Source organism: Kitasatospora sp. NPDC004289, from assembly GCF_053602875.1.
On record NZ_JBSGEL010000001.1, the window covers coordinates 81,418 to 103,647 of the forward strand.

The 22,230-nt window shown below is 71.5% G+C and carries 18 protein-coding genes and 4 tRNA genes; 11 read left to right on the forward strand and 11 right to left on the reverse strand.

Translation table 11 applies throughout. The annotated features are described in order from the left end of the window. Positions 1–2: 2 nt before the first annotated feature. Both ACWEPF_RS00360 and ACWEPF_RS00365 read right to left on the reverse strand, forming a co-directional pair. Positions 3–596: a GNAT family N-acetyltransferase gene (locus tag ACWEPF_RS00360; RefSeq protein WP_452170802.1), complete on the reverse strand. Its 594-nt coding sequence runs from the start codon at positions 594–596 to the stop codon at positions 3–5. 106 nt (positions 597–702) lie between these two features. Next, entirely contained in the window at positions 703–1,986 is a 1,284-nt protein-coding gene (locus tag ACWEPF_RS00365) for an adenylosuccinate synthase (protein WP_449796164.1), read from the reverse strand. Between the two features lie 126 nt (positions 1,987–2,112). Here ACWEPF_RS00365 and ACWEPF_RS00370 point away from each other — a divergent pair, with 126 nt between their 5' ends. The 3 genes from ACWEPF_RS00370 to purM all read left to right on the forward strand — a co-directional run bounded on the left by ACWEPF_RS00370 (position 2,113) and on the right by purM (position 5,905). Continuing rightward, positions 2,113–2,937, forward strand: coding sequence for a diacylglycerol kinase family protein (locus ACWEPF_RS00370; RefSeq protein WP_345290658.1), 825 nt, complete (start codon positions 2,113–2,115; stop codon positions 2,935–2,937). A gap of 219 nt (positions 2,938–3,156) precedes the next feature. Beyond that, entirely contained in the window at positions 3,157–4,737 is a 1,581-nt protein-coding gene (purF, locus tag ACWEPF_RS00375; protein WP_345290659.1) for an amidophosphoribosyltransferase, read from the forward strand. A gap of 82 nt (positions 4,738–4,819) precedes the next feature. After that, complete coding sequence (purM, locus tag ACWEPF_RS00380) at positions 4,820–5,905, forward strand: phosphoribosylformylglycinamidine cyclo-ligase (protein WP_345290660.1); 1,086 nt, start codon at positions 4,820–4,822, stop codon at positions 5,903–5,905. Between the two features lie 123 nt (positions 5,906–6,028). Here purM and ACWEPF_RS00385 read toward each other — a convergent pair whose 3' ends face one another. Then, positions 6,029–6,268 (reverse strand): DUF3073 domain-containing protein, encoded by a 240-nt coding sequence (locus tag ACWEPF_RS00385; protein WP_345290661.1) that lies wholly within the window; start codon positions 6,266–6,268, stop codon positions 6,029–6,031. 345 nt (positions 6,269–6,613) lie between these two features. Beyond that, positions 6,614–7,789, reverse strand: a complete 1,176-nt coding sequence (locus ACWEPF_RS00390; protein WP_452170803.1) for a Glu/Leu/Phe/Val dehydrogenase dimerization domain-containing protein — start codon at positions 7,787–7,789, stop codon at positions 6,614–6,616. 110 nt (positions 7,790–7,899) lie between these two features. Here ACWEPF_RS00390 and ACWEPF_RS00395 point away from each other — a divergent pair, with 110 nt between their 5' ends. Continuing rightward, positions 7,900–8,787 (forward strand): hypothetical protein, encoded by an 888-nt coding sequence (locus ACWEPF_RS00395; RefSeq protein ID WP_345290662.1) that lies wholly within the window; start codon positions 7,900–7,902, stop codon positions 8,785–8,787. Positions 8,788–9,302: 515 nt separating this feature from the next. Continuing rightward, positions 9,303–9,509, forward strand: coding sequence for a developmental transcriptional regulator BldC (bldC, locus tag ACWEPF_RS00400; RefSeq protein ID WP_014137253.1), 207 nt, complete (start codon positions 9,303–9,305; stop codon positions 9,507–9,509). Positions 9,510–9,852: 343 nt separating this feature from the next. Here the strand turns inward: bldC and ACWEPF_RS00405 are convergent. Then, positions 9,853–9,926 (reverse strand) — tRNA-Asp (locus tag ACWEPF_RS00405). A 349-nt stretch (positions 9,927–10,275) separates the two neighbouring features. Further along, complete coding sequence (gene hrpA, locus ACWEPF_RS00410) at positions 10,276–14,250, reverse strand: ATP-dependent RNA helicase HrpA (RefSeq protein ID WP_452170804.1); 3,975 nt, start codon at positions 14,248–14,250, stop codon at positions 10,276–10,278. 432 nt (positions 14,251–14,682) lie between these two features. On the opposite strand from hrpA, the gene ACWEPF_RS00415 reads away from it, so the two are divergent. The 3 genes from ACWEPF_RS00415 (at position 14,683) to ACWEPF_RS00425 (ending at position 17,046) form a co-directional block, all read left to right on the forward strand. Further along, entirely contained in the window at positions 14,683–15,492 is an 810-nt protein-coding gene (locus ACWEPF_RS00415) for a class I SAM-dependent methyltransferase (protein WP_452170805.1), read from the forward strand. A gap of 115 nt (positions 15,493–15,607) precedes the next feature. After that, positions 15,608–15,961 (forward strand): WXG100 family type VII secretion target, encoded by a 354-nt coding sequence (locus ACWEPF_RS00420; RefSeq protein ID WP_345290665.1) that lies wholly within the window; start codon positions 15,608–15,610, stop codon positions 15,959–15,961. Between the two features lie 41 nt (positions 15,962–16,002). Continuing rightward, positions 16,003–17,046 carry a hypothetical protein gene (locus ACWEPF_RS00425; RefSeq protein ID WP_452170806.1) on the forward strand — a complete coding sequence of 348 codons (1,044 nt, stop codon included), beginning with the start codon at positions 16,003–16,005 and terminating at the stop codon, positions 17,044–17,046. Positions 17,047–17,171: 125 nt separating this feature from the next. On the opposite strand, the gene ACWEPF_RS00430 is transcribed toward ACWEPF_RS00425, so the two are convergent. The 4 genes from ACWEPF_RS00430 to ACWEPF_RS00445 form a co-directional block, all read right to left on the reverse strand. Then, a tRNA-Phe gene (locus ACWEPF_RS00430) sits at positions 17,172–17,245 on the reverse strand. A 27-nt stretch (positions 17,246–17,272) separates the two neighbouring features. Further along, positions 17,273–17,346, reverse strand: a tRNA-Asp gene (locus ACWEPF_RS00435). 52 nt (positions 17,347–17,398) lie between these two features. Next, positions 17,399–17,471: transfer RNA gene (locus ACWEPF_RS00440), tRNA-Glu, on the reverse strand. Between the two features lie 106 nt (positions 17,472–17,577). Further along, positions 17,578–17,919: a metallopeptidase family protein gene (locus ACWEPF_RS00445; protein ID WP_452170936.1), complete on the reverse strand. Its 342-nt coding sequence runs from the start codon at positions 17,917–17,919 to the stop codon at positions 17,578–17,580. Positions 17,920–18,017: 98 nt separating this feature from the next. Between ACWEPF_RS00445 and crcB (ACWEPF_RS00450) the strand changes: the two genes are divergently transcribed. Next, entirely contained in the window at positions 18,018–18,497 is a 480-nt protein-coding gene (gene crcB / locus ACWEPF_RS00450) for a fluoride efflux transporter CrcB (RefSeq protein ID WP_452170807.1), read from the forward strand. Then, a complete protein-coding gene (gene crcB, locus ACWEPF_RS00455) occupies positions 18,494–18,847 on the forward strand; it encodes a fluoride efflux transporter CrcB (RefSeq protein WP_452170808.1) in 354 nt (117 codons plus the stop codon). The genes crcB (ACWEPF_RS00450) and crcB (ACWEPF_RS00455) overlap by 4 nt, the downstream gene beginning before the upstream one ends. Before the next feature lie 439 nt (positions 18,848–19,286). On the opposite strand, the gene ACWEPF_RS00460 is transcribed toward crcB (ACWEPF_RS00455), so the two are convergent. Next, positions 19,287–19,628 carry a hypothetical protein gene (locus tag ACWEPF_RS00460; RefSeq protein ID WP_452170809.1) on the reverse strand — a complete coding sequence of 114 codons (342 nt, stop codon included), beginning with the start codon at positions 19,626–19,628 and terminating at the stop codon, positions 19,287–19,289. 258 nt (positions 19,629–19,886) lie between these two features. Between ACWEPF_RS00460 and ACWEPF_RS00465 the strand changes: the two genes are divergently transcribed. Then, positions 19,887–22,211, forward strand: coding sequence for a DEAD/DEAH box helicase (locus ACWEPF_RS00465; RefSeq protein ID WP_452170810.1), 2,325 nt, complete (start codon positions 19,887–19,889; stop codon positions 22,209–22,211). Positions 22,212–22,230 lie beyond the last annotated feature (19 nt).

The following is a 22,230-nucleotide window of genomic DNA, read 5'->3' on the forward strand; positions in this document are numbered from 1 at the left end:
GATCAGCCGCGGGCCAGACGGCCCGTCAGGACGTTCTTCGCGAGCGGCCACTCGTCCGCGAGCATCGAGAAGTACACGCTGTCCCGCCAGCTGCCGTCCCGGCGCTGGCGGGACCGGCGCAGGGTCCCCTCGTACTGCGCGCCCAGGCGCCGGATGGCGTCCTGCGAGCGCTGGTTGAGGTGGTCGGTCTTCCAGAAGACCCGGCCCATGCCGAGCTCCTCGAAGGCGTGGGTGAGCAGCAGCAGTTTGGACTCGGTGTTCACCGCCGTCCGCCAGGCGGACCGGGCGTACCAGGTGCCGCCGATCTCCACCTGCTCGTCCCCGGCCGAGGCGTCGAAGTAGCAGGTCATGCCGATCGCCCGCCCGGTCTCCACCGGGACCACCGCGAACGGGACGCAGTCCGCGTCACCGGTGCGCGCCTCGACCGCCGCCACCATCTCCCCGGGCGTGCCCGGCACCGGCCCCAGGATCCAGCGGAACACCTCCTCGTCGCCTCCGGCCGCCTCGAACAGGTCGGCCGCGTGCGCGGTGGTGAGCGGCTCCAGCCGGACGTGACGGCCGGTCAGGACGGTGGGGGAGGGCAGCTTCGCGGTCATGTCCCGGTACGTTAGCCGCGCTTTGCACTAGCAGCAAGGGCACTATGCACTAGTGCAAAAGCAAAGGGCCCCACCCGAAGGTGGGGCCCTGCGCTCAACTACCGGATCAGATGAAGGAGTTGATCTGGATCGTCTCGGTCCGGCCGGGGCCGACGCCGATCGCGGAGATCGGGGCGCCCGACATCTCCTCCAGCGCCTTCACGTAGGCCTGCGCGTTCTTCGGCAGGTCGGCGAAGGTCTTCGCCTTCGAGATGTCCTCGGTCCAGCCGGGGAAGTTCTCGTAGATCGGCTTGGCGTGGTGGAAGTCGCTCTGGTTGTACGGGAGTTCCTCGACGCGCTTGCCGTCGATCTCGTACGCGACGCAGACCGGGATCTGCTCCCAGCCGGTCAGCACGTCCAGCTTGGTGAGGAAGAAGTCGGTCATGCCGTTCACCCGGGTCGCGTAGCGCGCGATCACCGCGTCGAACCAGCCGCAGCGGCGGTCACGGCCGGTGGTGACACCGCGCTCGCCGCCGATCCGGCGCAGCGCCTCGCCGTCCGCGTCCAGCAGCTCGGTCGGGAACGGGCCGGAGCCGACCCGGGTGGTGTACGCCTTCAGGATGCCGATGACCCGGTCGATCTTGGTCGGGCCGATGCCGGACCCGGTGCAGGCGCCGCCGGCGGTCGGGTTCGAGGAGGTGACGAAGGGGTACGTGCCGTGGTCGACGTCGAGCAGGGTGCCCTGGCCGCCCTCCAGCAGGACCACCTTGTTCGCCTTCAGCGCCTCGTCGAGCACCAGCGTGGTGTCGGCCAGGAAGGGCTTGAGCTTGTCGGCGTAGCCCAGGTACTCCTGCACCACCAGGTCGGCCGGGATGGCGCGGCGGTTGTAGAGCTTGACCAGCAGCTGGTTCTTGTCGTGCAGCGCCGCTTCGACCTTCTGGATCAGGATCGACTCGTCGAAGAGGTCCTGGACCCGGATGCCGACGCGGTTGATCTTGTCCGCGTAGGTCGGGCCGATGCCGCGGCCGGTGGTGCCGATCCGGCGCTTGCCGAGGAAGCGCTCGGTGACCTTGTCCAGGGTCCGGTGGTACGGGGTGATCAGGTGCGCGTTGCCCGAGATCAGCAGCTTTGAGGTGTCGATGCCGCGCTCGTTCAGGCCGTTGAGCTCGGAGAGCAGCACGCCCGGGTCGATCACGACGCCGTTGCCGATCACCGGGACGACGTTCGGGCTGAGGATGCCGGAGGGCAGCAGGTGCAGGGCGTACTTCTGATCGCCGATGATCACCGTGTGACCGGCGTTGTTACCGCCCTGGTAGCGGACGACGTAGTCGACGGAGCCGCCGAGCAGGTCCGTCGCCTTCCCCTTGCCCTCGTCTCCCCACTGGGCACCAACGATCACGAGTGCCGGCACAGGCGTACACCCCTTCGGGTTGGGGCATCCTGCGTAGGCCGCAGTCTGCCCCGAGATAGACGAAGCCCCTGGCGCAATAGCGCAAGGGGCTCTTGCACCGAGAGATTACCTGAGGAAGGACGGGTCGTGTCGTCTGTGTCCACGCCCGAGGGCCGTGCCGCCGACCCGGGCGCACCGGGCCAGCTGCTGCTCCTCCTCGACCCGGCCGCCCGGCGGGCCGACGGCGAGTCGGTCCGGATCGCCCGGGACGTGCTCGCCGGCGGAGCCGACGTGAAGCTGGCGCTGCCCGAGAGCCCGTCCGAACTCGACCGGATGCTGGCGCACCGGGGCCGCCGGCGACCGGTGGTGATCGGTTCCGATCTGGCCCTGCAACGGGTGCTCCAGGCCCTGCACCGCCAGCGCGACCTGGGCTCCGACCCGCTGGGCGTGGTCCCGGTAGGCCGCCCCGAGGCGGTGGCCTCGGCCCGCGCGCTCGGCGTCCCGGCCCAGCCGGTGGCGGCCGCCCGGGCGGTGCTCTGCGGCAGCGCCCGCAAGCTCGACCTGCTGGTGGACGACGGCGGCGGGGTGGTGCTCGGCGAGGTCCGGGTGCACGGCGACTGGACCGGCCGCCCGGGGGCACTGCGTTCGCTATGGGCGAAACTGGCTGCGGCCGAGCAGGGGACCTCCCCCGTCCCGGACGCCCACCGCCTGCGGATCGAGGCCGACGGCCGCCTGCTCGCCGACCTGCCGCACGCCGTGCACCGCCTCCAGGTCAGCCTGCCCGCCGGGGCCGGCGAGATGGAGCTGCGCCTGCACACCCCCGAGGGTCCCCGCACCCTGCGCGCCGCCCGCCTCGCGGTGGCCGGCCGCGGCTTCGGCTACGAGGCCGACGGCTGCCGGGTCGGTCCGGTCCGCACCCGGGTCTGGACCCTCCATCCGGGCGTCTGGCAGCTCCTCGTCCCGGCCGCGTGAGCAGCGTCACGTCCGCGGCCTCCGCCGGGGGCCGCGCGGATGATCGGGAAAGGCCGGAGTCCGCGTACGCCAAGGCGAGCCGCGCATTCAACGAATTGTGTCCGGGAAAAGCCCCACCCCGGTAAGGGGTTTTGTCTACGCGCGTTGCTATCCGATCGCCCAATAACCGCGCCGTCCCCCGTTCGGGAAGGCGTACGGAACTGCCCTAGACTCGTTGACGTGCCACGTGGTGACGGAAGACTCAACCACGATCTTCTTCCCGGCGAGAAAGGCCCCCAGGACGCTTGCGGCGTCTTCGGGGTCTGGGCTCCCGGCGAGGAGGTCGCCAAGCTCACGTACTTCGGCCTCTATGCCCTGCAGCACCGCGGACAGGAATCCGCGGGCATCGCAGTGAGCAACGGCTCCCAGATTCTCGTCTTCAAGGACATGGGGCTCGTCTCCCAGGTCTTCGACGAGACCTCCCTGGGGTCGTTGCACGGGCATATCGCCGTCGGACATGCCCGCTACTCGACCACCGGGTCCTCGGTCTGGGAGAACGCCCAGCCGACCTTCCGGGCGACCGTGCACGGCTCGCTCGCGCTCGGTCACAACGGGAACCTGGTCAACACCGCGGAGCTCGCCGCGATGGTCGCCGAGCTGCCCGGTGAGGAGCACGTCTCGCGCTCCGGCCGGTCCGCCGCGACCAACGACACCGACCTGGTGACGGCGCTGCTCGCGGGCTACCCGGACCTCTCCATCGAGGAGACCGCCAAGCAGGTGCTGCCCAAGGTCAAGGGCGCCTTCTCGCTGGTCTTCATGGACGAGCACACCCTCTACGCGGCGCGCGACCCGCAGGGCATCCGCCCGCTGGTGCTCGGGCGCCTGGAGCGCGGCTGGGTGGTCGCCTCCGAGACGGCGGCGCTCGACATCTGCGGCGCCTCCTTCATCCGCGAGGTGGAGCCCGGCGAGCTGATCGCCATCGACGAGAACGGCATGCGGACCTCCCGCTTCGCCGAGGCCAAGCCCAAGGGCTGCGTCTTCGAGTACGTCTACCTGGCCCGCCCGGACACCACCATCGCCGGCCGCAACGTGCACCTCTCCCGCGTGGAGATGGGCCGTCGGCTGGCCAAGGAGGCGCCCGTCGAGGCCGACCTGGTGATAGCCACCCCCGAGTCCGGCACCCCCGCCGCGATCGGGTACGCGGAGGCCAGCGGCATCCCGTACGGCTCCGGCCTGGTGAAGAACGCCTACGTGGGCCGCACCTTCATCCAGCCCAGCCAGACCATCCGCCAGCTCGGCATCCGCCTCAAGCTCAACCCGCTGCGCGAGGTCATCCAGGGCAAGCGCCTGGTGGTCGTGGACGACTCGATCGTCCGCGGCAACACCCAGCGCGCGCTGGTCCGGATGCTCCGCGAGGCCGGCGCGGCCGAGGTCCACATCCGGATCTCCTCGCCGCCGGTCAAGTGGCCGTGCTTCTTCGGCATCGACTTCGCCACCCGCGCGGAGCTGATCGCCAACGGCATGACGGTGGAGGAGATCGGCCGCACCCTCGGTGCGGACTCGCTCGCCTACATCTCGATCGACGCCATGATCGAGGCCACCACCCAGCCCAAGGACAAGCTCTGCCGGGCCTGCTTCGACGGCGAGTACCCGATGGAGCTGCCGGATCCGGCGCTGCTCGGCAAGCTGCTGCTGGAGGCCGAGATCGCCGGCAGCAAGCAGCAGCCGGCCGTCCGGGGCAAGTCCACCGGCTCCGACCTGGACGGCGTCCAGTCGCTGCTGGGCGGGCACGGCGCGGCCGACGCGCTCCGCAGGCCCTGATCCACCGCCGCCCCGGTCCTCCCAGGCCGGGGCGGTGCAGTTCTCGTACACCCCCACCCCTGACCCGAAAGGGCCACAGCACGTGACCAGCAACCAGAGCGGTGCCACCTACGCCGCCGCAGGTGTCGACATCGAGGCCGGCGACCGCGCGGTCGAGCTGATGAAGCAGTGGGTGAAGAAGGCCGACCGCCCCGAGGTGGTCGGCGGTCTCGGCGGCTTCGCCGGGCTCTTCGACGCCTCCGCCTTCAAGCGCTACGAGCGCCCGCTGCTGGCCTCGGCGACCGACGGGGTCGGGACCAAGGTGGCCATCGCCCAGGCGATGGACAAGCACGACACGATCGGCCACGACCTGGTCGGCATGGTCGTCGACGACCTGGTGGTCTGCGGCGCCGAGCCGCTCTTCATGACCGACTACATCTGCGTGGGCAAGGTCGTCCCGGAGCGCGTCGCGGCGATCGTCAAGGGCATCGCCGAGGGCTGCACGCTGGCCGGCTGCGCGCTGGTCGGCGGCGAGACCGCCGAGCACCCGGGCCTGCTCGGGCCGGACGACTACGACGTCGCGGGCGCCGGCACCGGTGTGGTGGAGGCCGACAAGCTGCTCGGCGCCGAGCGCGTCCGGGCCGGTGACGTGGTCATCGCGATGGCCGCCTCGGGCCTGCACTCCAACGGCTACTCGCTGGTCCGCCACGTGCTGCTGAACCAGGCCAAGTGGTCGCTGGACCGCCAGGTCGAGGAGTTCGGCCGCACCCTCGGCGAGGAGCTGCTGGAGCCGACCCGGATCTACTCGCTGGACTGCCTGGCGCTCACCCGGGCGACCGAGGTCCACGCCTTCTCGCACGTCACCGGCGGCGGCCTGGCGGCCAACCTGGCCCGGGTGATCCCGGCCGGCCTGCACGCCCGCCTGGACCGCGGCACCTGGTCCCCGCTCCCGGTCTTCCAGACCGTGGCGAAGGTCGGCAACATGGCCGCCCTGGAGATCGAGAAGACCCTGAACATGGGCGTCGGCATGGTGGCCGTGGTCCCGCCGGAGTCGGTCGACGTGGTGCTCTCGATCCTGGAGGACCGGGGCGTCGAGGCCTGGCTGCTGGGCGACGTGGTGGACCGCACCGACGAGCACGCGGACGGCGCGGCGCTGTACAACTCCTACGACGGCTTCGAGCTGCTCTGACCGCAGGTCCGAAGGGCCCCTCCGGGGGCCCTTCGGCCTGTCCGGCCGCAGTGCGTCCCGGGGAACGACGAAGACCGGCTCGTCACCCCGAGGGGTGGTCGAGCCGGTCTTCCGAAGGCGTGGTCAGCGACGACCGGGCTGACTGCCCGAGTCCGCTTCCTCGTCGTCGTAGTCGTTGTAACGATCCGCGTACGCAGCGTACGGGTCGTCGTCCTCCTCGATGGGCTCCGGCTTGACCGGAACGGGAGGCGGTGTTGATACGCCCAACTCGCTGGACAGACGGTTGGCGTCGAACCCGCCGCTGTTGTACTTCAGCTCGCGGGCGACCTTCGTCTGCTTGGCCTTGGCCCGGCCGCGCCCCATGGGTCGACCCCCTCAACGATGGGGCTCACGGCCCCGAGTCTGACACGTATCCATGATCAGGTGCGGTCCTACCCGAAGTGGGAGAACCGTCCCTTGGAGCATTAACGGTACCTGTTTCCGTCGCCGAACGGTACGTCGCCCGTGTGACGTGGCGCGCACCGACGCCCCCCGAAACCAGGTCCTTCCAGGTCACGTGGGGGTTTTCGGGCTTTCGCAGGCCGTTCAGAGCCTGCCCAGGTCCGTTGTTCCGTGACCGATTATCCCCCGGCGGGGGGCCCAGGATCGCCCGATCGGGCTACCGAACGAGAATCCGGTTCCACATCGTGACCCTGGGCCCGCGGGGGCTCAGCCCCGGCGCGCGCCGGGCAGCAGCACCGAGCGGAGCGCGCTGATCTCGCGCATCCGCTTCTCGGCCAGGCGGTCGGCCGCGACGGCCGGCGGGACGCCGTCGGCGGCGGCCCGGGTGAAGATCTCCAGGGTGGTGTCGAAGATCTTCGTGGCCTTGTTCTTGGCGCGCTCGAAGTTGTAGCCGCCCTTGTGCGCGGACTCGAACTCGTCGGCCACCTGGATCACGCCGCCGGAGTTCACCAGGTAGTCGGGCGCGTAGAGGATGCCGCGGCCGGCCAGGTCCTTCTCCACGCCGGGGTGGGCGAGCTGGTTGTTGGCCGCGCCGCAGACCACCGAGGTGCCCGCCTCGCCGAGGGCGGCGACGGTGTGGTCGTCCAGCGCGCCGCCGAGCGCGCAGGGGGCGTAGACGTCCAGCCGCGCGGCGAGCAGGGCCGCGGTGTCCGCGACCACCTCGACGTCCGGGTGGGCGGCCCGGACCCGGTTCACGGCGGCCTCGGAGACGTCCGTGACGACCACGGTGGCGCCGTCCGCGACCAGGTGGCCGACCAGGTAGTGGCCGACCTTGCCCACGCCCGAGACGCCGACCCGGCGGCCGCGCAGGGTCGGCTGGCCCCAGCGGGCCTGGGCGGAGGCGCGCATGCCCTGGAAGACGCCGAAGGCGGTGAGGATGGAGGAGTCGCCGGCGCCGCCGTTATCGGGCGAGCGGCCGGTGACGAACTCGGTCTCGCGGGCGATCACGTCCATGTCCTGGACGTAGGTGCCGACGTCGCAGGCGGTGATGTAGCGGCCGCGCAGCGACTCGACGAAGCGGCCGTAGGCGCGGAGCATCGCCTCGTTCTTGACCTTGTTCGGGTCGCCGATGATGACGGCCTTGCCGCCGCCGAGGTCGAGCCCGGCCAGCGCGTTCTTGTAGCTCATCCCGCGCGAGAGGTTGAGCGCGTCCTCGAGCGCCGCCTCCTCGGAGGCGTACGGGTAGAAGCGGGTGCCGCCGAGGGCCGGGCCCAGGGCGGTGGAGTGGATGGCGATGATGGCCTTCAGGCCGGAGGAGCGGTCGTGGCAGAGGACGACCTGCTCGTGGCCGTCGCCGGGGACGCCGTCCTGCTCGGTGCGGAAGATCCTGCTCAGCACGCCGGGTGCGGGGTGCGGGGCGGACGCGATCTGTACGTCGGTCACTGTGGTGACTCCAGTATCTGTGGCCCACTGCTGTGGTGTGGGCGCCTGCCGGAATGCTAGCTCCGGCGAGGTGCCCGAGCTGCCCCCCTGCAGCGGTCCGCCGTGCGACGATGCGAGGCGTGACCGCCGTGCGCACATCAGTGCTCCCGCCCTACGCCGCGCACCTGCGCGTGTACGAGCCGCTGGCCGCCTACGCGGGGCCGGAGCGGGCCCGCTGGCAGTCCTACGCGGCCCGCTACGGGCCGGACGCGGCGGAGCCGGGCCAGGCGGTGGCCCCGGCGGTGCTGGCCGAGCAGCGCGGGGCACTGGCCGAGCTGCTCTCCCGGACGCCCCGGCCGCTGCCGGAGCGGGAGAGCGAGCGGGCCTTCGTCCGGGTGGTGGACGGGGTGACGTACGTCTGCCCGTGGGCGACCCGGCTGCGCAGCTGGCAGGCGCTGGAGGAGCTCACCGAGCAGCTGCCGGCCTCGCTGCTGGACACCGTGCTGCCGCCCGCCGTGCGGGCCGCGGCCCAGGCCGACCGGGAGCGCTGGCGGGCCGGCCACCCGGACGCCCGGCCGTGGATCCTGACCAGCCGGTGGGAGGTGCCGGTGCGCTGGTTCCTGCCGTTCGGCACCGAGGACCGCTGCCACCTGCCGGCCGAGCCGGGCGGGGCGCCGGCCGCCCTCTTCTACCTGACGCCGATGGCGCAGGCCCGGCGCCGGGTGGCCCGGGGGTACCGGGCGCTGCGCGAGCGGGTGCCGAGCGCGGCGCTGGCGGGCGGGGTGGAGGAGCTGGGCCGCTGGCTGGAGGAGTTCCACCCGCGCTCGCTGGTGGAGCTGGACTACGGCGGCCTGGTGCACCTGATCGGGGCGGCCGCGCTGGCCGAGGAGGACTCGGTGGGGGAGATCGAGGCCGGGGTGGCCGCGCTGCGGGCCGGGGACGGGCGCGAGGCGGCCCGGATGTACGAGTCGGTGACGGAGCGCTGGCGGCGGGTCCACGCACTTCGGTACGCCAGCTGACGGTAGGTCAGGCCCCGGAGTGGGCAGGGGTGTCAGCAGGACGGGTGATGATGGTTGGGACCTTTGGTGTCGATGGTCGGGACCAAGGTCCCGGTTCGGGTCAATACCCCTCGAACGTGACACTACTCACCGTTGACGCTTACTTACGCCTATGTGTAAAAATGGGACAACCAGCCCAAGTTCACTCGGGTGTGTCCACTTTTGGGTGGATCTGACGGCAGTGCGCTCTTTGCGGGGAATCAGTTGGGTCTGGTCCTCCATAACCGCTTGTCACCGATTGGTGACTGTCCGTTATGGGGTGGTCCATGGCCATCCGTCTCCCTTGAACCCGTGAGGGGTCAATTTTGGCGGTTTGGCCGATGGGGCTGGACGAATGGTGTAGTTGTAGACACCAGGACAAGCCGTTCGTCCTATTACCGACTCGGCCCGTCTATGCCATTTCGGGCATCGCGGGCCAAGGTGCAGAATTTGAAGGATAGAACCGCCCTGGTTCGGTTCTCCCGAGGAGGCCGCTCATGACCGCTCGTACCCCTGACGCCGAGCCCCTGCTGACGCCGGCAGAGGTCGCCACCATGTTCCGCGTGGACCCGAAGACGGTCACCCGCTGGGCCAAGGCGGGCAAGCTCACGTCCATCCGCACCCTCGGCGGCCACCGCCGGTACCGCGAGGCGGAGGTGCGTGCCCTGCTGGCCGGTATTCCGGCGCAGCGTACCGAGGCCTGAGAGGGGCCCTCAGGGGCCTTTTAAGACGTTCACCGCAAGGGGCCGTGTGCCTGACTCCGCCGGGTCAGGGATGCGGCCCCTTCGGCATGTCCGGAATGCAGAGTTCCTATTGGGGCGTGTGGGGGTGGGGGGAATTGGGGGTAATTACATGTGCAATTTTACATATTAAATTAGACGTCCCTCGGAGGGGGGTCCGAGTGTCCGGTCTCAAGAAAAGATAAGTGACGACGGTCACAGGACCGTTACCTTGTGGTCTAGACCTGCCTGACGTAGCGGATGACGCCGGGTCAGGGGAAACGCGAAGAGGCCCGGAACCTGACGGTTCCGGGCCTCTTCGGCACTGCGATCCTGACGGGACTTGAACCCGCGACCTCCACCTTGACAGGGTGGCGAGCTAACCAACTGCTCCACAGGACCAGGATGTTGCTTGGTCGATCTGTCTTGTTCGCCTGCTCCCGCTTGCGAACAAGACAGATCGTACTGCATGCCTGGGGTCCAGGTAAAACTGGCCTCAGGGGTGGTCTCCTCGCTCGGGCCGGGCGGGCGCCGCCGGGGCACGCGCCCTCCTTGCCCGCCGACGGGCAGGAGGGGCCCTTCGCCGGCTTCTCGTCAGTTGCCGATGCTCCGCATGGACTCTCCCCCAGCCTTCGGCCGGGAGGTGCCCCCTTCTCGGCGCCGCCGAGGCACGCACCCTCCTTGCCCGCCGCCGAGCAGGAGGGGCCCTCCAACGACGCCCGCTGATCCGGCCCGAGCGAGGAGACCACCCCTAGAGGGTCGCCGCCGCGGCCTCCATCGCCTTGAGGATCCGCTTCTCCGAGACGGGCGTCGGGGTGCCCAGGCCCTGGGCGAAGAAGCTGACCCGGAGCTCCTCGATCATCCAGCGGACCGCCCGCAGTTCGGCCGAGGGTTCCTGGCCGGCCGGGACCTTGGCGAGCAGCTCGCCGTAGGCGTCCTGGAGCTGCTGCACCTTGGCGAGGTGCTGGAGGTCGCGCTGGGGGTGGTTGGGCAGGGCCTCCAGGCGGCGTTCGACGGCCAGCAGGTAGCGCTTGAGGTCGGGCAGGCGCTGCCAGCCGGTGTCGGTGACGAAGCCGGGGTGGACCAGTGAGGCCAGGTGCAGGCGGACGTCGTTGACGGCGGTGAGCAGGACCGGGCTGGAGACCGTCTTGAGCCGGGTGGAGGCCTTGTGGAAGGCGATCAGGGCGGTGGCGGTCTTCAGGGTGGTGTCGGCGGACAGCTCGTACAGGTCGGCGCGGACCTTGTCGTAGAGCTTGGTGAAGGCCGCCTCGTCCCAGGCCGGGCCGCCGTGCAGGGTCATCAGGCGGTCGGTGGCGGCCGAGACGATGTCCTCGAACAGCGCCGGGATCGAGCCGTGCGGGCTGTGCGAGAGCGCCAGCTTGGCCTGGTTGCCCAGGCGGCCCTGGATGGACTTGGCGGGGGAGTTGACGGTCAGCATGAGCAGCCGCCGGGTGCCCGCCCACATCGACTGGCGCTGGGCCTCGGGCGTGTCGAAGAGCCGGATCGCCACCGAGTCCTTCTCGTCCACCAGTGCCGGGTAGGCGCGCAGCGAGTGGCCCCGGGAGCGCTGCTCGAAGGTGCGCTGGAGCACCGGCAGGCCCTCCGGCCAGGAGGTGAGGCCGGTGCGCTCGATGCCCTGGCCGGAGGCGGCCGAGGAGAGGGTCTCCTTGAGCTTGGGCTTGAGCTTCAGGCGCAGGTCCTCGAGGTCCTTGGACTCGGCCAGCTTCTTCTTGCCGTCCACCACCCGGAAGGTGATCCGCAGGTGGTCCGGGACGCGCTCGTCGTCCCAGGCCTCCGGGGGGACGGTGATGGCGGTCATCCGCTTGAGGATCCGCTCCAGGGTGGGCAGCAGGGGCTCCTGACGGTCCTTCACCTGCCGCAGCGCGGCGGCGGCGAAGTCCGGGGCGGGCACGAAGTTGCGCCGGATCGCCTTGGGCAGGGCCCGGATGTACGCGGTGACCAGCTCGGCCCGCAGGCCCGGGATCTGCCAGTCGAAGCCCTCGGCGGTGACCTGGTTGAGCACCGGGAGCGGGATGTGGACGGTGACGCCGTCGGCGTCGCTGCCCGGCTCGAACTGGTAGGTCAGCTTGAACTTCAGCTTCCCCTGCTGCCAGTAGTCCGGGTAGTCCGCCTCGGTGACGCCGTCCGCCGAGTCGTTGATGAGCATCGACTTCTCGAAGTTGAGGAGGTCCGGCTGGCCGTGCCGGGCCTTCTTCCACCAGGCGTCGAAGTGCCGGGTGGAGACGATCTCCTCCGGCAGCCGGGCGTCGTAGAAGTCGAACAGGGTCTGGTCGTCCACCATGATGTCGCGGCGGCGGGCCCGGTTCTCCAGCTCCTCGACCTCGCTGAGCAGCTTGCGGTTCTCGCCCCAGAAGCGGTGGTGGGTCTCCCAGTCGCCCTCGACCAGGGCGTTGCGGATGAACAGTTCGCGGCAGAGCTCGGGGTCGATCCGACCGTAGTTGATCTTGCGTTGGGCGACGATCGGCATCCCGTAGAGGGTGACCTTCTCGTACGCCAGCACCGCGCCGGCCTTCTTCTCCCAGTGCGGCTCGCTGTAGCTGCGCTTGATCAGGTGCTCGGCCAGCGGCTCGACCCACTCGGGCTCGATCTTGGCGTTCATCCGGGCCCACAGGCGCGAGGTCTCCACCAGCTCGGCGGACATCACCCAGCGCGGGGGCTTCTTGAACAGGCCCGAGCCCGGGAAGATCGCGAACCGGGCGCCGCGGGCGCCGCCGTACTCGCGCTTCTCCACGTCGTACAGGCCGAGGTGCGAGAGCAGGCCGGTGAGCAGTGCCTGGTGGATCCGGTCGGCGTCCGGCTCCGCGTCCTCGTGGGGCTCCTCGAAGGTGACGCCGAGCTGCTTGGCGACGGTGCGCAGCTGGGTGTAGAGGTCCTGCCACTCCCGTATCCGCAGGTAGTTGAGGAACTCGGTCTTGCACATCCGGCGGAAGGCGGAGGAGGAGAGCTCCTTCTGCTGCTCCCTGACGTAGCGCCACATCGCCAGGTAGGCCAGGAAGTCGGAGGTCTCCGAGTTGAACCGGCGGTGCCGGTCGTCGGCGGCCTGGCGCTTCTCGGCGGGGCGTTCGCGCGGGTCCTGGATGGAGAGCGCGGCGGCGATCACCATGACGTCCCGGACCACGCCCAGGCGGTCGGCCTCCAGCACCATGCGGGCCATCCGCGGGTCCACCGGGAGCTGGGCCAGCTTGCGGCCGAGCGGGGTGAGGCGCTTGCGGTGGTCCTTCTCGGCCGGGTCGAGGGCGCCCAGCTCGTGGAGCAGGTTGACGCCGTCCTTGATGTTGCGCGAGTCCGGCGGGTCGAGGAAGGGGAAGGCGGCGATGTCGCCGAGGCCGGCGGCGGTCATCTGGAGGATGACCGAGGCGAGGTTGGTGCGCAGGATCTCGGCGTCGGTGAACTCGGGGCGGGAGAGGAAGTCCTCCTCCGAGTAGAGCCGGATGCAGATGCCGTCCGAGGTGCGGCCGCAGCGGCCCTTGCGCTGGTTGGCGCTGGCCTGGCTGATCGCCTCGATGGGGAGGCGCTGGACCTTGGTGCGGTGGCTGTAGCGGGAGATCCGGGCGGTGCCCGGGTCGATCACGTACTTGATGCCGGGGACGGTCAGCGAGGTCTCGGCGACGTTGGTGGCCAGCACGATCCGGCGGGAGTTGGAGCGTTGGAAGACCCGGTGCTGCTCGGCGGAGCTCAGCCGGGCGTAGAGCGGGAGGACCTCGGTGAACTTGAGCTTCAGCTTGTTGAGGGCGTCCGCGGTGTCGCGGATCTCGCGCTCGCCGGAGAGGAAGACCAGGATGTCGCCCGGGCCCTCGGCCTGGAGCTCCTGGGCCGCGTCGCAGATCGCCTGGACCTGGTCCCGGTCGCGGTCGATCTCCTCGCCGTCCTCGTCCTCCTCCAGGACCGGCTGGTAGCGGACCTCGACCGGATAGGTGCGGCCGGAGACCTCGATGATCGGGGCGCCGTCGAAGTGCTCGGCGAAGCGCTCCGGGTCGATGGTCGCGGAGGTGATCACGACCTTGAGGTCGGGGCGGCGGGGGAGCAGCTGCTTGAGGTAGCCGAGCAGGAAGTCGATGTTGAGGCTGCGCTCGTGGGCCTCGTCGATGATCAGGGTGTCGTACTGGCGCAGGTCCCGGTCGGTCTGGATCTCGGCCAGCAGGATGCCGTCCGTCATCAGCTTGACCAGGGTGTTCGGACCGGCCTGGTCGGTGAACCTGACCTTCCAGCCGACCGCCTCGCCGAGCGGGGTGTCCAGCTCCTCGGCCACCCGCTCGGCCACCGTGCGGGCGGCGATCCGGCGCGGCTGGGTGTGGCCGATCAGGCCCTTCACGCCGCGGCCGAGCTCCAGGCAGATCTTCGGGATCTGGGTGGTCTTGCCGGAGCCGGTCTCGCCCGCGACGATCACCACCTGGTGGTCCCGGACGGCCGCCAGGATGTCGTCCTTCTTCTGACTGACCGGCAGTTCGGCGGGGTAGCGGATGACCGGCACCGAGGCGCGGCGCTGGGCCATCCGCTGCTCGGCCCGGTCGATCTCGGTGACCAGCTCGGCCGCGATGGCCTCCCGGGCCTCGGGCTTGCGGACCCGGCGGGCGCCGTCCAGGCGGCGGCCGATCCGCTGCTGGTCACGCAGCGTCAGCTCGGGCAGCCGGGCGGCCAGCTCCCCGATGCTGGGCGCCTTCGGGGCCTCGGCGGGCTGGGCTACGGGAGAACTCACTGCGGACATCCCTCTAGGTTCGCAAGGAGGAGCGCGCGGGCGCACCTCGGTTTTCGAGCCCCTCCAGTGTCACAGACGGGCCCCCTCGCCCTCCGCGCGCACGGGCCTGCGGCACCGGGGTGGAGCCGAACGGGCCTCCGGCGGGGGCCACCGCGGGTGAAGCGCGGCCGGGACGGTTCCTGTTCCCGCCCCGACGCCCACGGAGCCCCCGGCCCGCGGGCGCTTCCGCCGTCCCCCTCGCCTGCCGTCCCTCTCCGCCGCCCGCAGGGCACCCCGGCCGGGGCCGGGTGGAGCCGAACCGGCTCCAGCCCTGACTTCTTTCGGCCCCCTTCTTCTCCCCCCTCTGCCGCCCGCAGGGCACCCGGGCGCGGGCCGGTGGAGCCGAACCGGCTCCGGCCGCGTCCTCTTCCGGTGGAGCACCGAACGACGACAGGAGCGGGTGTGCAGGACTTCGACGTGCACGAGCGGCGGATGTGGGGCGGCGACGGGGTGGCGCAGGCGTACGCGCGGGGGTTCGCCGGGCTCTGTGCCGGAGCGCTGCCCGCGCTGCTGGCGGCGGCCGGGGCCGGCCCCGGGGTGCGGCTGCTGGACGTCGGCACCGGCACGGGCAACGCGGCGGCCGCCGCCCTGGCGCTGGGCGCCGAGGTGACGGCGGTGGACGCCGAGCCGCAGATGGTGAAGGCGGCCGCCGAACGGCTGCCCGGGGTGCCGGTCTCGCTCGCCCAGCTGCCGGAACTCCCCTTCGCGGACGGCGGGTTCGACGCGGTGGTGGCCAACTTCGTGGTCAACCACGTGGCCGATCCGGTGGCCGCGCTGACCGAGCTGCGCCGGGTCGTGCGCCCCGGCGGCCGGGTGGCGGTCACGCTCTGGCACACGGCCGGGAACCGCGCGATGGACCTGTTCAACCGGGTGCTGGACGAGGAGGGGGTGGAGCGCCCCTCCTTCCCGCCCGTCCCGGTCGCCTTCGAGCGCACCCCGGAGGGCCTGGCCGGGCTGCTCGCGGAGGCGGGCTGGGCCGAGCCGCACGGCCGGGAGCTGGCCTGGACCCACCGGGCGGACCCGGAGGACTGGTGGGCCGGCCCGGCCGGCGGGGTGGCCAACGTCGGCCTGGTGGTGACGGGGCTGCCGGCTCCGCGGGTGGCCGGGCTCAAGCGGGAGTACGACCGGCTGGCCGCGGCGCAGGCCGGGCCGGACGGGCGGCTCGCGCTGGAGGCGGTCGCCGTGCTGGCCTCCGGGGTCCGCTCGTTGTAGCAGTGCCGCGCGGCGCCGCGCACCCCTGCGGGCTCCGTGGTGGCAGGGTGGTCCGATAGCCTTTTGACGGATTGTCATCCTTTTCTTTTCGACGTGAGGTTCCGGGGGAGCGGCTTTGAACTTCTTCAGTGCGGCATGGGACGACGCCGTTGGTCTGGTGACCTCGGGCGCCAAGCTGGTCAAGGACATCGTGATGGCCCCGGCCGAGATCGCCCGCTGGGCGCTCGGCGAGATGTTCGGCGGCGGCGAGGACGAACTGAACCAGATCGCCGCCGAACTGGCCGAACTGGGCAAGGAGTTCGACAAGCTCGGCAAGGACGTCAACACCGCGCTCGGCCACCTGACCTGGCACGGCCCGGCGGCCGACGCCTTCGTCAACCACGCCCAGGGCCGGGTCCGCGAGATCTCCGGGGTCGCCGACGAGCTCGAAGGGCTCAGCCAGGCGGTCAAGCGGCTCGCCAGCTTCTGACCGACAGCGCATTCACCAGGACGACAAGGGGTACGGGGACCATGGCCGGTGAGCAGTTCGGCGTCCAGTTGCAGGAGCTCGGCAAGATCCAGAAGGACTGGCAGGAGACCAGTCGGAGGATGGCGGAGCTCCAGGCGAAGCTCGGGAAGATCCAGTCCACCCTGGCCAAGGCGGTCGCCGTCGACCTGTCGGTCAGCCCGCTGGCCGGCATAGCCGGCTTCGCCGTCGCGTACGACGTGCTGAGTGACGCGAAGGAGGTGGAGAAGCGGGCTCGGCACCTGATGGAGACCAAGGAGAAGCTCACCCAGGGCATCGCCCAGGACGCCGAGCGGATCAAGTCGGTCATCAAGGAGTACACCGAAGCGGAGCGGAAGGTGCACGACGAGATGAAGGACAAGGAGAAGAAGCAGCCCCCCGCCTCCACCGAGATAGCCGGCAAGGGCGACGGCAAGGGCAGCGGCAACGGCGGTGGCGGCGGTCACGGGACCGGCGGCGGTGACGGCGGTGGCGGCGGCAGCACCCGCCCCGACGGCAACGGCGACCACAGCAAGTACAAGGACCACACCACCGGGGACAAGAACGTCCGCTACATCAACGGTGACAGCTGGGAGGACTGGGCCCGCGGCAAGGACTCCTACGGCAAGCACCCGCACAACGGCGAGGGCAAGGGCGCCCTGGTCCGCCCCAAGCTGGACGGCCTCTCGGACGAGCGGCACGACATCCTGGAGCGCGCCATGAAGCGCGTCGACATGAAGCTCGGCTACAGCCAGGGCGCCATCACCGACAAGTACCGGGTCGACTGCTCCGGCTTCGTCAGCGCCGCCTGGGGCCTCGACCCGGGTTCCTACGGCGGACTCAACACCACCGCCCTGATGGACCCGAGCGTCTCGGAGAAGATCTCCAAGAACGACCTCAAGCCGGGCGACGCGCTGATCAACAGCGGCCACACCATCCTCTTCGGCGGCTGGGTGGACGAGTCCCACACCAAGTACATCGCGATCGAGAACGCCAGCCGCTCCGGCACCGTCTCGCGGGTGGCCACCATGGGGACCGAGTACGGCTTCTACCGCCGCAAGGACCTCTGACGCACCCTCAGCGCCCCCGGCACCCCGGCCGGGGCCCCACGGGGCCCCGGGTCGGAGCGGGGTGACGGGGCGCCAGGACGGGGAAACAGAAGAGCCCCGAAGCTTCCGCTTCGGGGCTCACGCTGTGGCCAGGGCCGGGGTCGAACCGGCGACCTTCCGCTTTTCAGGCGGACGCTCGTACCAACTGAGCTACCTGGCCGTACTGCACCGTCCCTTGCGGGACGAGCGATCCTGACGGGACTTGAACCCGCGACCTCCACCTTGACAGGGTGGCGAGCTAACCAACTGCTCCACAGGACCTTGGCGGACTGACGTCCGGTCTTGCTGCACTGACTGTACTACGGGTACTGCGTGCCCCCAACGGGATTCGAACCCGTGCTACCGCCTTGAAAGGGCGACGTCCTGGGCCACTAGACGATGAGGGCTTGCGGCCCGTCCGGGTGACTCGCACCGGTCGGGGACGTGAGAAGCATATGGGATGCCGGTCGTGAACGCCAAAACGGTTCCGGGCGGGGCGGGAGGGTCGCGGGCTCAGGACCAGCCGAGTTCGTGCAGCTCGTGGTCGTCGAAGCCGAAGTGGTGGGCCACCTCGTGGATCACGGTGGTGCGGACCTCGGCGACCATCTCCTCCCGGGTGTCGCACATCCGGAGGGTCGGGCCCATGTAGACGAGGATCCGGTCGGGCAGCACCCCGGCGTACCACTCGCCGCGCTCGGTCAGCGGCGTCCCCTCGTAGAGCCCGAGCAGGTCGGGGTCGGAGGGGTCGGGCTCGTCCTCGACGAAGATCGCCACGTTGTCCATCATCGCCGCGAGCTGCGGCGGGATCTGGTCCAGGGCATCGGCGACCAGCGTCTCGAACTCGTCCCGGGTCATGTCCACCGGTCCATTGTCGGGCGTGGGGTGACGGTGTGCCAGATCATCCGCGACGGCAGTTCACCGGGTCTCCGGCGTGCCGGTGGTTGACTGGGGCGGTGCGGACGGGGACGGAGCGACGGGAGCGGTGGTCGGGCGAGGGCCCGGTCGTCCTGGTGGTCGCGCTCGGCGGGGCGCTCGGGGCGCTCGCCCGGTACGGGGCGGGGCTGGTCCGGCCGGTGGCGGAGGGGGGCTTCCCCTGGACCACCTGGACCGTCAACGTGCTGGGCTGCGCCGCGATGGGCGTGCTGATGGTGCTGGTCACCGAGGTGCGGCAGCCGCACCGGCTGGTCCGGCCGTTCCTCGGCACCGGGGTGCTCGGCGGCTTCACCACCTTCTCCGCCTACGCGCTGGACGTCCACCGGCTGGCCGACGCCGGCCGGCTGCCGCTCGCGGCGGCGTACGCGGCGGCCACCCTGCTGGGGGCGCTGGCGGCGGTGTGGGTGGCGGCCGGGGCGACCAGGTGGCTGGCCGGGCGGTGGACGTCCGGGCGGCGGACCTCCGGACGGGGCGAGGCCGGACGGGGGGAGGCCTCGTGAACTGGCTGCTGGTGACGGCGGGTGCGCTGGCCGGCGCTCCGCTGCGCTACCTGACGGACCGTGCGCTGCGGGCCCGGTACGGGGCGGCGCTGCCCTGGGGCACCTTCGCCGTGAACGTGGCCGGCTCGCTGCTGCTCGGGCTGGTGGCGGGGGTCTGCGGGAGCCGCGGGCAGCTGCTGCTCGGCACCGGGCTCTGCGGGGCGCTCACCACGTACTCGACCTTCTCCTGGGAGACGCTGCGGCTGGCCGAGGCCGGCCCCCGGCGGGCGGCGGTGGTGAACGTGCTCGGCACGCTGGTGGCCGGGCTGGCGGCGGTCTGGGCCGGGGCGGCGCTGGCAGGGGCGTTCTGAGGCCCGGTCGCGGGGTCGCGGGGAGGCCGGTCCGGGCGGGTGCCCGGGGCCCGGTGCGGACGGGCGTTCGCCCGGCGTGCCGGCGCGGGCCCCCTTGGCGCACGGGTGTTCTGACGGTCGGTCGGATGCCGGTGCCCTGGTGGGACGTTCGGGGGAGGGCCGTGTCCTGGCCGTCGGGTGCGCGTTGGTCACCGCAGGTGGACCGGGCGCGGCGGGTGCCGCGCCGGCGCGTGCCGCCGAGCAGGGGAGGTGCCCAGGTGACGGCGGATCAGATGGCGGTCCAGGGTGCGCGGGTGGCGCGAGCGGCACGAGTGGCACGGGTGGTCCGGGTGGCCCGCGCGGGGGCGGTGCTGGCGCTGGCCGGGGCGAGCATGGCCGGCTGCATGTCGGTCGGCGGATCGGCCTCCTCGGACGCGCAGGTGAGCGGCCGGCCGGTGGGTCAGACCGGCGCGCCGGGGAAGGGCGGGAGTGGGACGCACGCCCCCGGGAAGGCGGTGAGCGGCCAGCGGGTGGAGCGCGCGGGGGGCGCGAGCGCCTCGGCGCAGGCCGGAGTGCCCGGGGCCACGCCCGGCGCGGAGGCGCCCGGTGCCGGCCAGCCGGTGCCCGTGCCGGCCATGGTGGGGAGCGCCCCGCCCAGCCCCGGCGCCCCGGCGGCCTCGGCCTCCCCCTCGCCGTCCAGGGGTGCCGGCGGCGAGCACGGGCTGCCCAGCTCCTCGCCCACGGCCGCCTCCTCCCCGACCGCCGAGCCCAGCTCCAGCCCGCCGCCGGCGGCCTCGCCCACCCCGGACCCCACCCCGACCGACCCCGGAACCACTGCCCCGAGCGCCAGTCCGGCTGGCTGATACCGGCCTGGCCAGCACGTTTGCCTTTGATCCGGAGGTTCCCGTATGGTGGTAGATCGTTAGTTTGATCCATTTGATTGGCGCCCTACTCCCATCTGGCGCCCTTGGCGCGTTCCGGCGATCCGTGGCTGACCGCATAGAGGCGGTTGTGAACAGAACCCCGGACTTTGGCGCGTGCCACTTCCGGAAGGTTTTGCATGTCTCTCGTTGACGACGACCGCTTCAGCATGCCCGCGAACGGTTCGGACGCCGCCGACACCGCCTCCCTCGAGACCGAGGTCGAGGCCACCGACTCCATCGACACCACCGACGCCGCCGTCGAGTCCGCTTCCGTCGAGGCCGACGAGACCGAGGCCGCCGAGCCCACCATCACCTTCGGTGACCTGGGCCTGCCGGACGAGATCGTCCGGGCGCTGGCCAAGCGCGACGTCACCACCCCGTTCCCGATCCAGGCCGCGACCATCCCGGACGCGCTGGCCGGCAAGGACGTGCTGGGCCGCGGCCGCACCGGCTCCGGCAAGACCCTGAGCTTCGGCCTCCCGCTGCTGACCCGCCTGGCGGGCGGCGAGCGCACCCGGCCCAAGCACCCGCGCGGCCTGATCCTGGTCCCGACCCGCGAGCTGGCCATGCAGGTCGCCGACGCCCTGGAGCCCTTCGGCTCGGTGCTCGGCCTCAAGCTCAAGGTCGTCTGCGGCGGCACCTCGATGTCCAACCAGATCTACGCGCTGGAGCGCGGCGTCGACGTGCTGGTGGCCACCCCCGGCCGTCTGCGCGACCTGATCAACCGCAACTCCGCCAAGCTCGACGACGTCCAGGTCGCGGTGCTCGACGAGGCCGACCAGATGGCCGACATGGGCTTCCTGCCCGAGGTCACCGAGATCCTCGACCAGGTGCCGGCCGGCGGCCAGCGCCTGCTGTTCTCCGCCACCCTGGAGAACGAGATCGACACCCTGGTCAAGCGCTACCTGAACAGCCCGGTCACCCACGAGGTCGACCCCTCGGCCGGTGCGGTCACCACCATGACCCACCACATCCTCGTGGTGAAGCCGAAGGACAAGGCGCCGATCACCAACGCGATCGCCGCCCGCAAGGGCCGCACGATCATCTTCGTCCGCACCCAGATGGGCGCCGACCGCGTGGCCGAGCAGCTCATCGAGGCCGGCGTGAAGGCCGACGCGCTGCACGGCGGGATGACCCAGGGCGCCCGTACCCGCGTCCTCGGCGACTTCAAGGACGGCTACGTCAACGTGGTCGTCGCCACCGACGTCGCCGCCCGCGGCATCCACGTCGACGGCATCGACCTGGTGCTGAACGTGGACCCGGCCGGTGACCACAAGGACTACCTGCACCGCTCCGGCCGCACCGCCCGCGCCGGCCGCTCCGGCACCGTCGTCACCCTGGTGCTCCCGCACCAGCGCCGCGGCGTCTTCCGCCTGATGGAGGACGCGGGCGTCGACGCCTCGCGCCACATCCTCGACCACGCCTTCGACGCCGAGGTCGCCAAGATCACCGGCGCCCGCTCGCTCGTCGAGGTGCAGGCCGAGTCGGCCTCCGGCATCGCCGGTGCCGCCGAGCGCGAGGTCGCCGAGATGACCCGTCAGCTGGAGCGCGCGCAGCGCCGCGCCACCGAGCTGCGCGAGGAGGCCGACCGTCTGGCCGCCCGTGCGGCGCGTGAGCGGGCCGAGCTGGGCATCGAGGACGAGCCGGCCGTCGAGGCCGCCGACGAGGCGTCCGAGGGCGCGGCCGTCGAGACCGCCGCCCCGGTGGCCGCCGAGGCCGCCGAGCGGACCCCGTCGTACCGCGAGGCGCGCAACGAGCGTCCGTCCTACGGCGACCGTGACCGTGACCGTGGCTTCGGCCGGGACCGCGACCGTGACGACCGCGGTGGCCGTTCCTTCGGTGACCGTGACAACCGTTCGGGTGGCTTCAACCGCGACGACCGTGGCGGCCGCTCCTTCGGTGGCGACCGTGACCGTGCCCCGCGCACCGGTGGCTTCAACCGTGACGACCGTGGTGGCCGTTCCTTCGGTGACCGTGACAACCGTTCGGGTGGCTTCAACCGCGACGACCGTGGCGGCCGCTCCTTCGGTGGCGACCGTGACCGTGCCCCGCGCACCGGTGGCTTCAACCGTGACGACCGTGGTGGCCGTTCCTTCGGTGACCGTGACAACCGTTCGGGTGGCTTCAACCGCGACGACCGTGGCGGCCGCTCCTTCGGTGGCGACCGTGACAACCGCTCGGGTGGCTTCAACCGCGACGACCGCGGCAGCCGTTCCTTCGGTGGCGACCGTCCGTCCTTCGGTGACCGCGACAGCCGTGGCGGCGGCAGCCGTCCGTTCGCCCGCCGCGACGACCACCGCTCCGGCGGCCGTCCGCAGGGTGGCTTCAACCGCGACGACCGTGGCGGCCGCTCCTTCGGTGGCGACCGTGACAACCGTTCGGGCGGCTTCAACCGCGACGACCGCGGCAGCCGCTCGGGCAGCTTCAACGGCGGCGACCGCAAGCCGCGTTGGAAGAGCTGACGCGCACCAGCTCGACGAC

What these genes read in the sequence shown, in the direction of transcription:
- hrpA (WP_452170804.1), bottom strand. Translation starts at nt 14,250, where the DNA reads ATGTCCGCAGTGAGTTCTCCCGTAGCCCAGCCCGCCGAGGCCCCGAAG.
- bldC (WP_014137253.1), top strand. Translation starts at nt 9,303, where the DNA reads ATGACCGCTCGTACCCCTGACGCCGAGCCCCTGCTGACGCCGGCAGAG.
- ACWEPF_RS00445 (WP_452170936.1), bottom strand. Translation starts at nt 17,919, where the DNA reads ATGACCCGGGACGAGTTCGAGACGCTGGTCGCCGATGCCCTGGACCAG.
- ACWEPF_RS00385 (WP_345290661.1), bottom strand. Translation starts at nt 6,268, where the DNA reads ATGGGGCGCGGCCGGGCCAAGGCCAAGCAGACGAAGGTCGCCCGCGAG.
- ACWEPF_RS00395 (WP_345290662.1), top strand. Translation starts at nt 7,900, where the DNA reads ATGCGAGGCGTGACCGCCGTGCGCACATCAGTGCTCCCGCCCTACGCC.
- ACWEPF_RS00360 (WP_452170802.1), bottom strand. Translation starts at nt 596, where the DNA reads ATGACCGCGAAGCTGCCCTCCCCCACCGTCCTGACCGGCCGTCACGTC.
- ACWEPF_RS00465 (WP_452170810.1), top strand. Translation starts at nt 19,887, where the DNA reads ATGTCTCTCGTTGACGACGACCGCTTCAGCATGCCCGCGAACGGTTCG.
- ACWEPF_RS00425 (WP_452170806.1), top strand. Translation starts at nt 16,003, where the DNA reads ATGGCCGGTGAGCAGTTCGGCGTCCAGTTGCAGGAGCTCGGCAAGATC.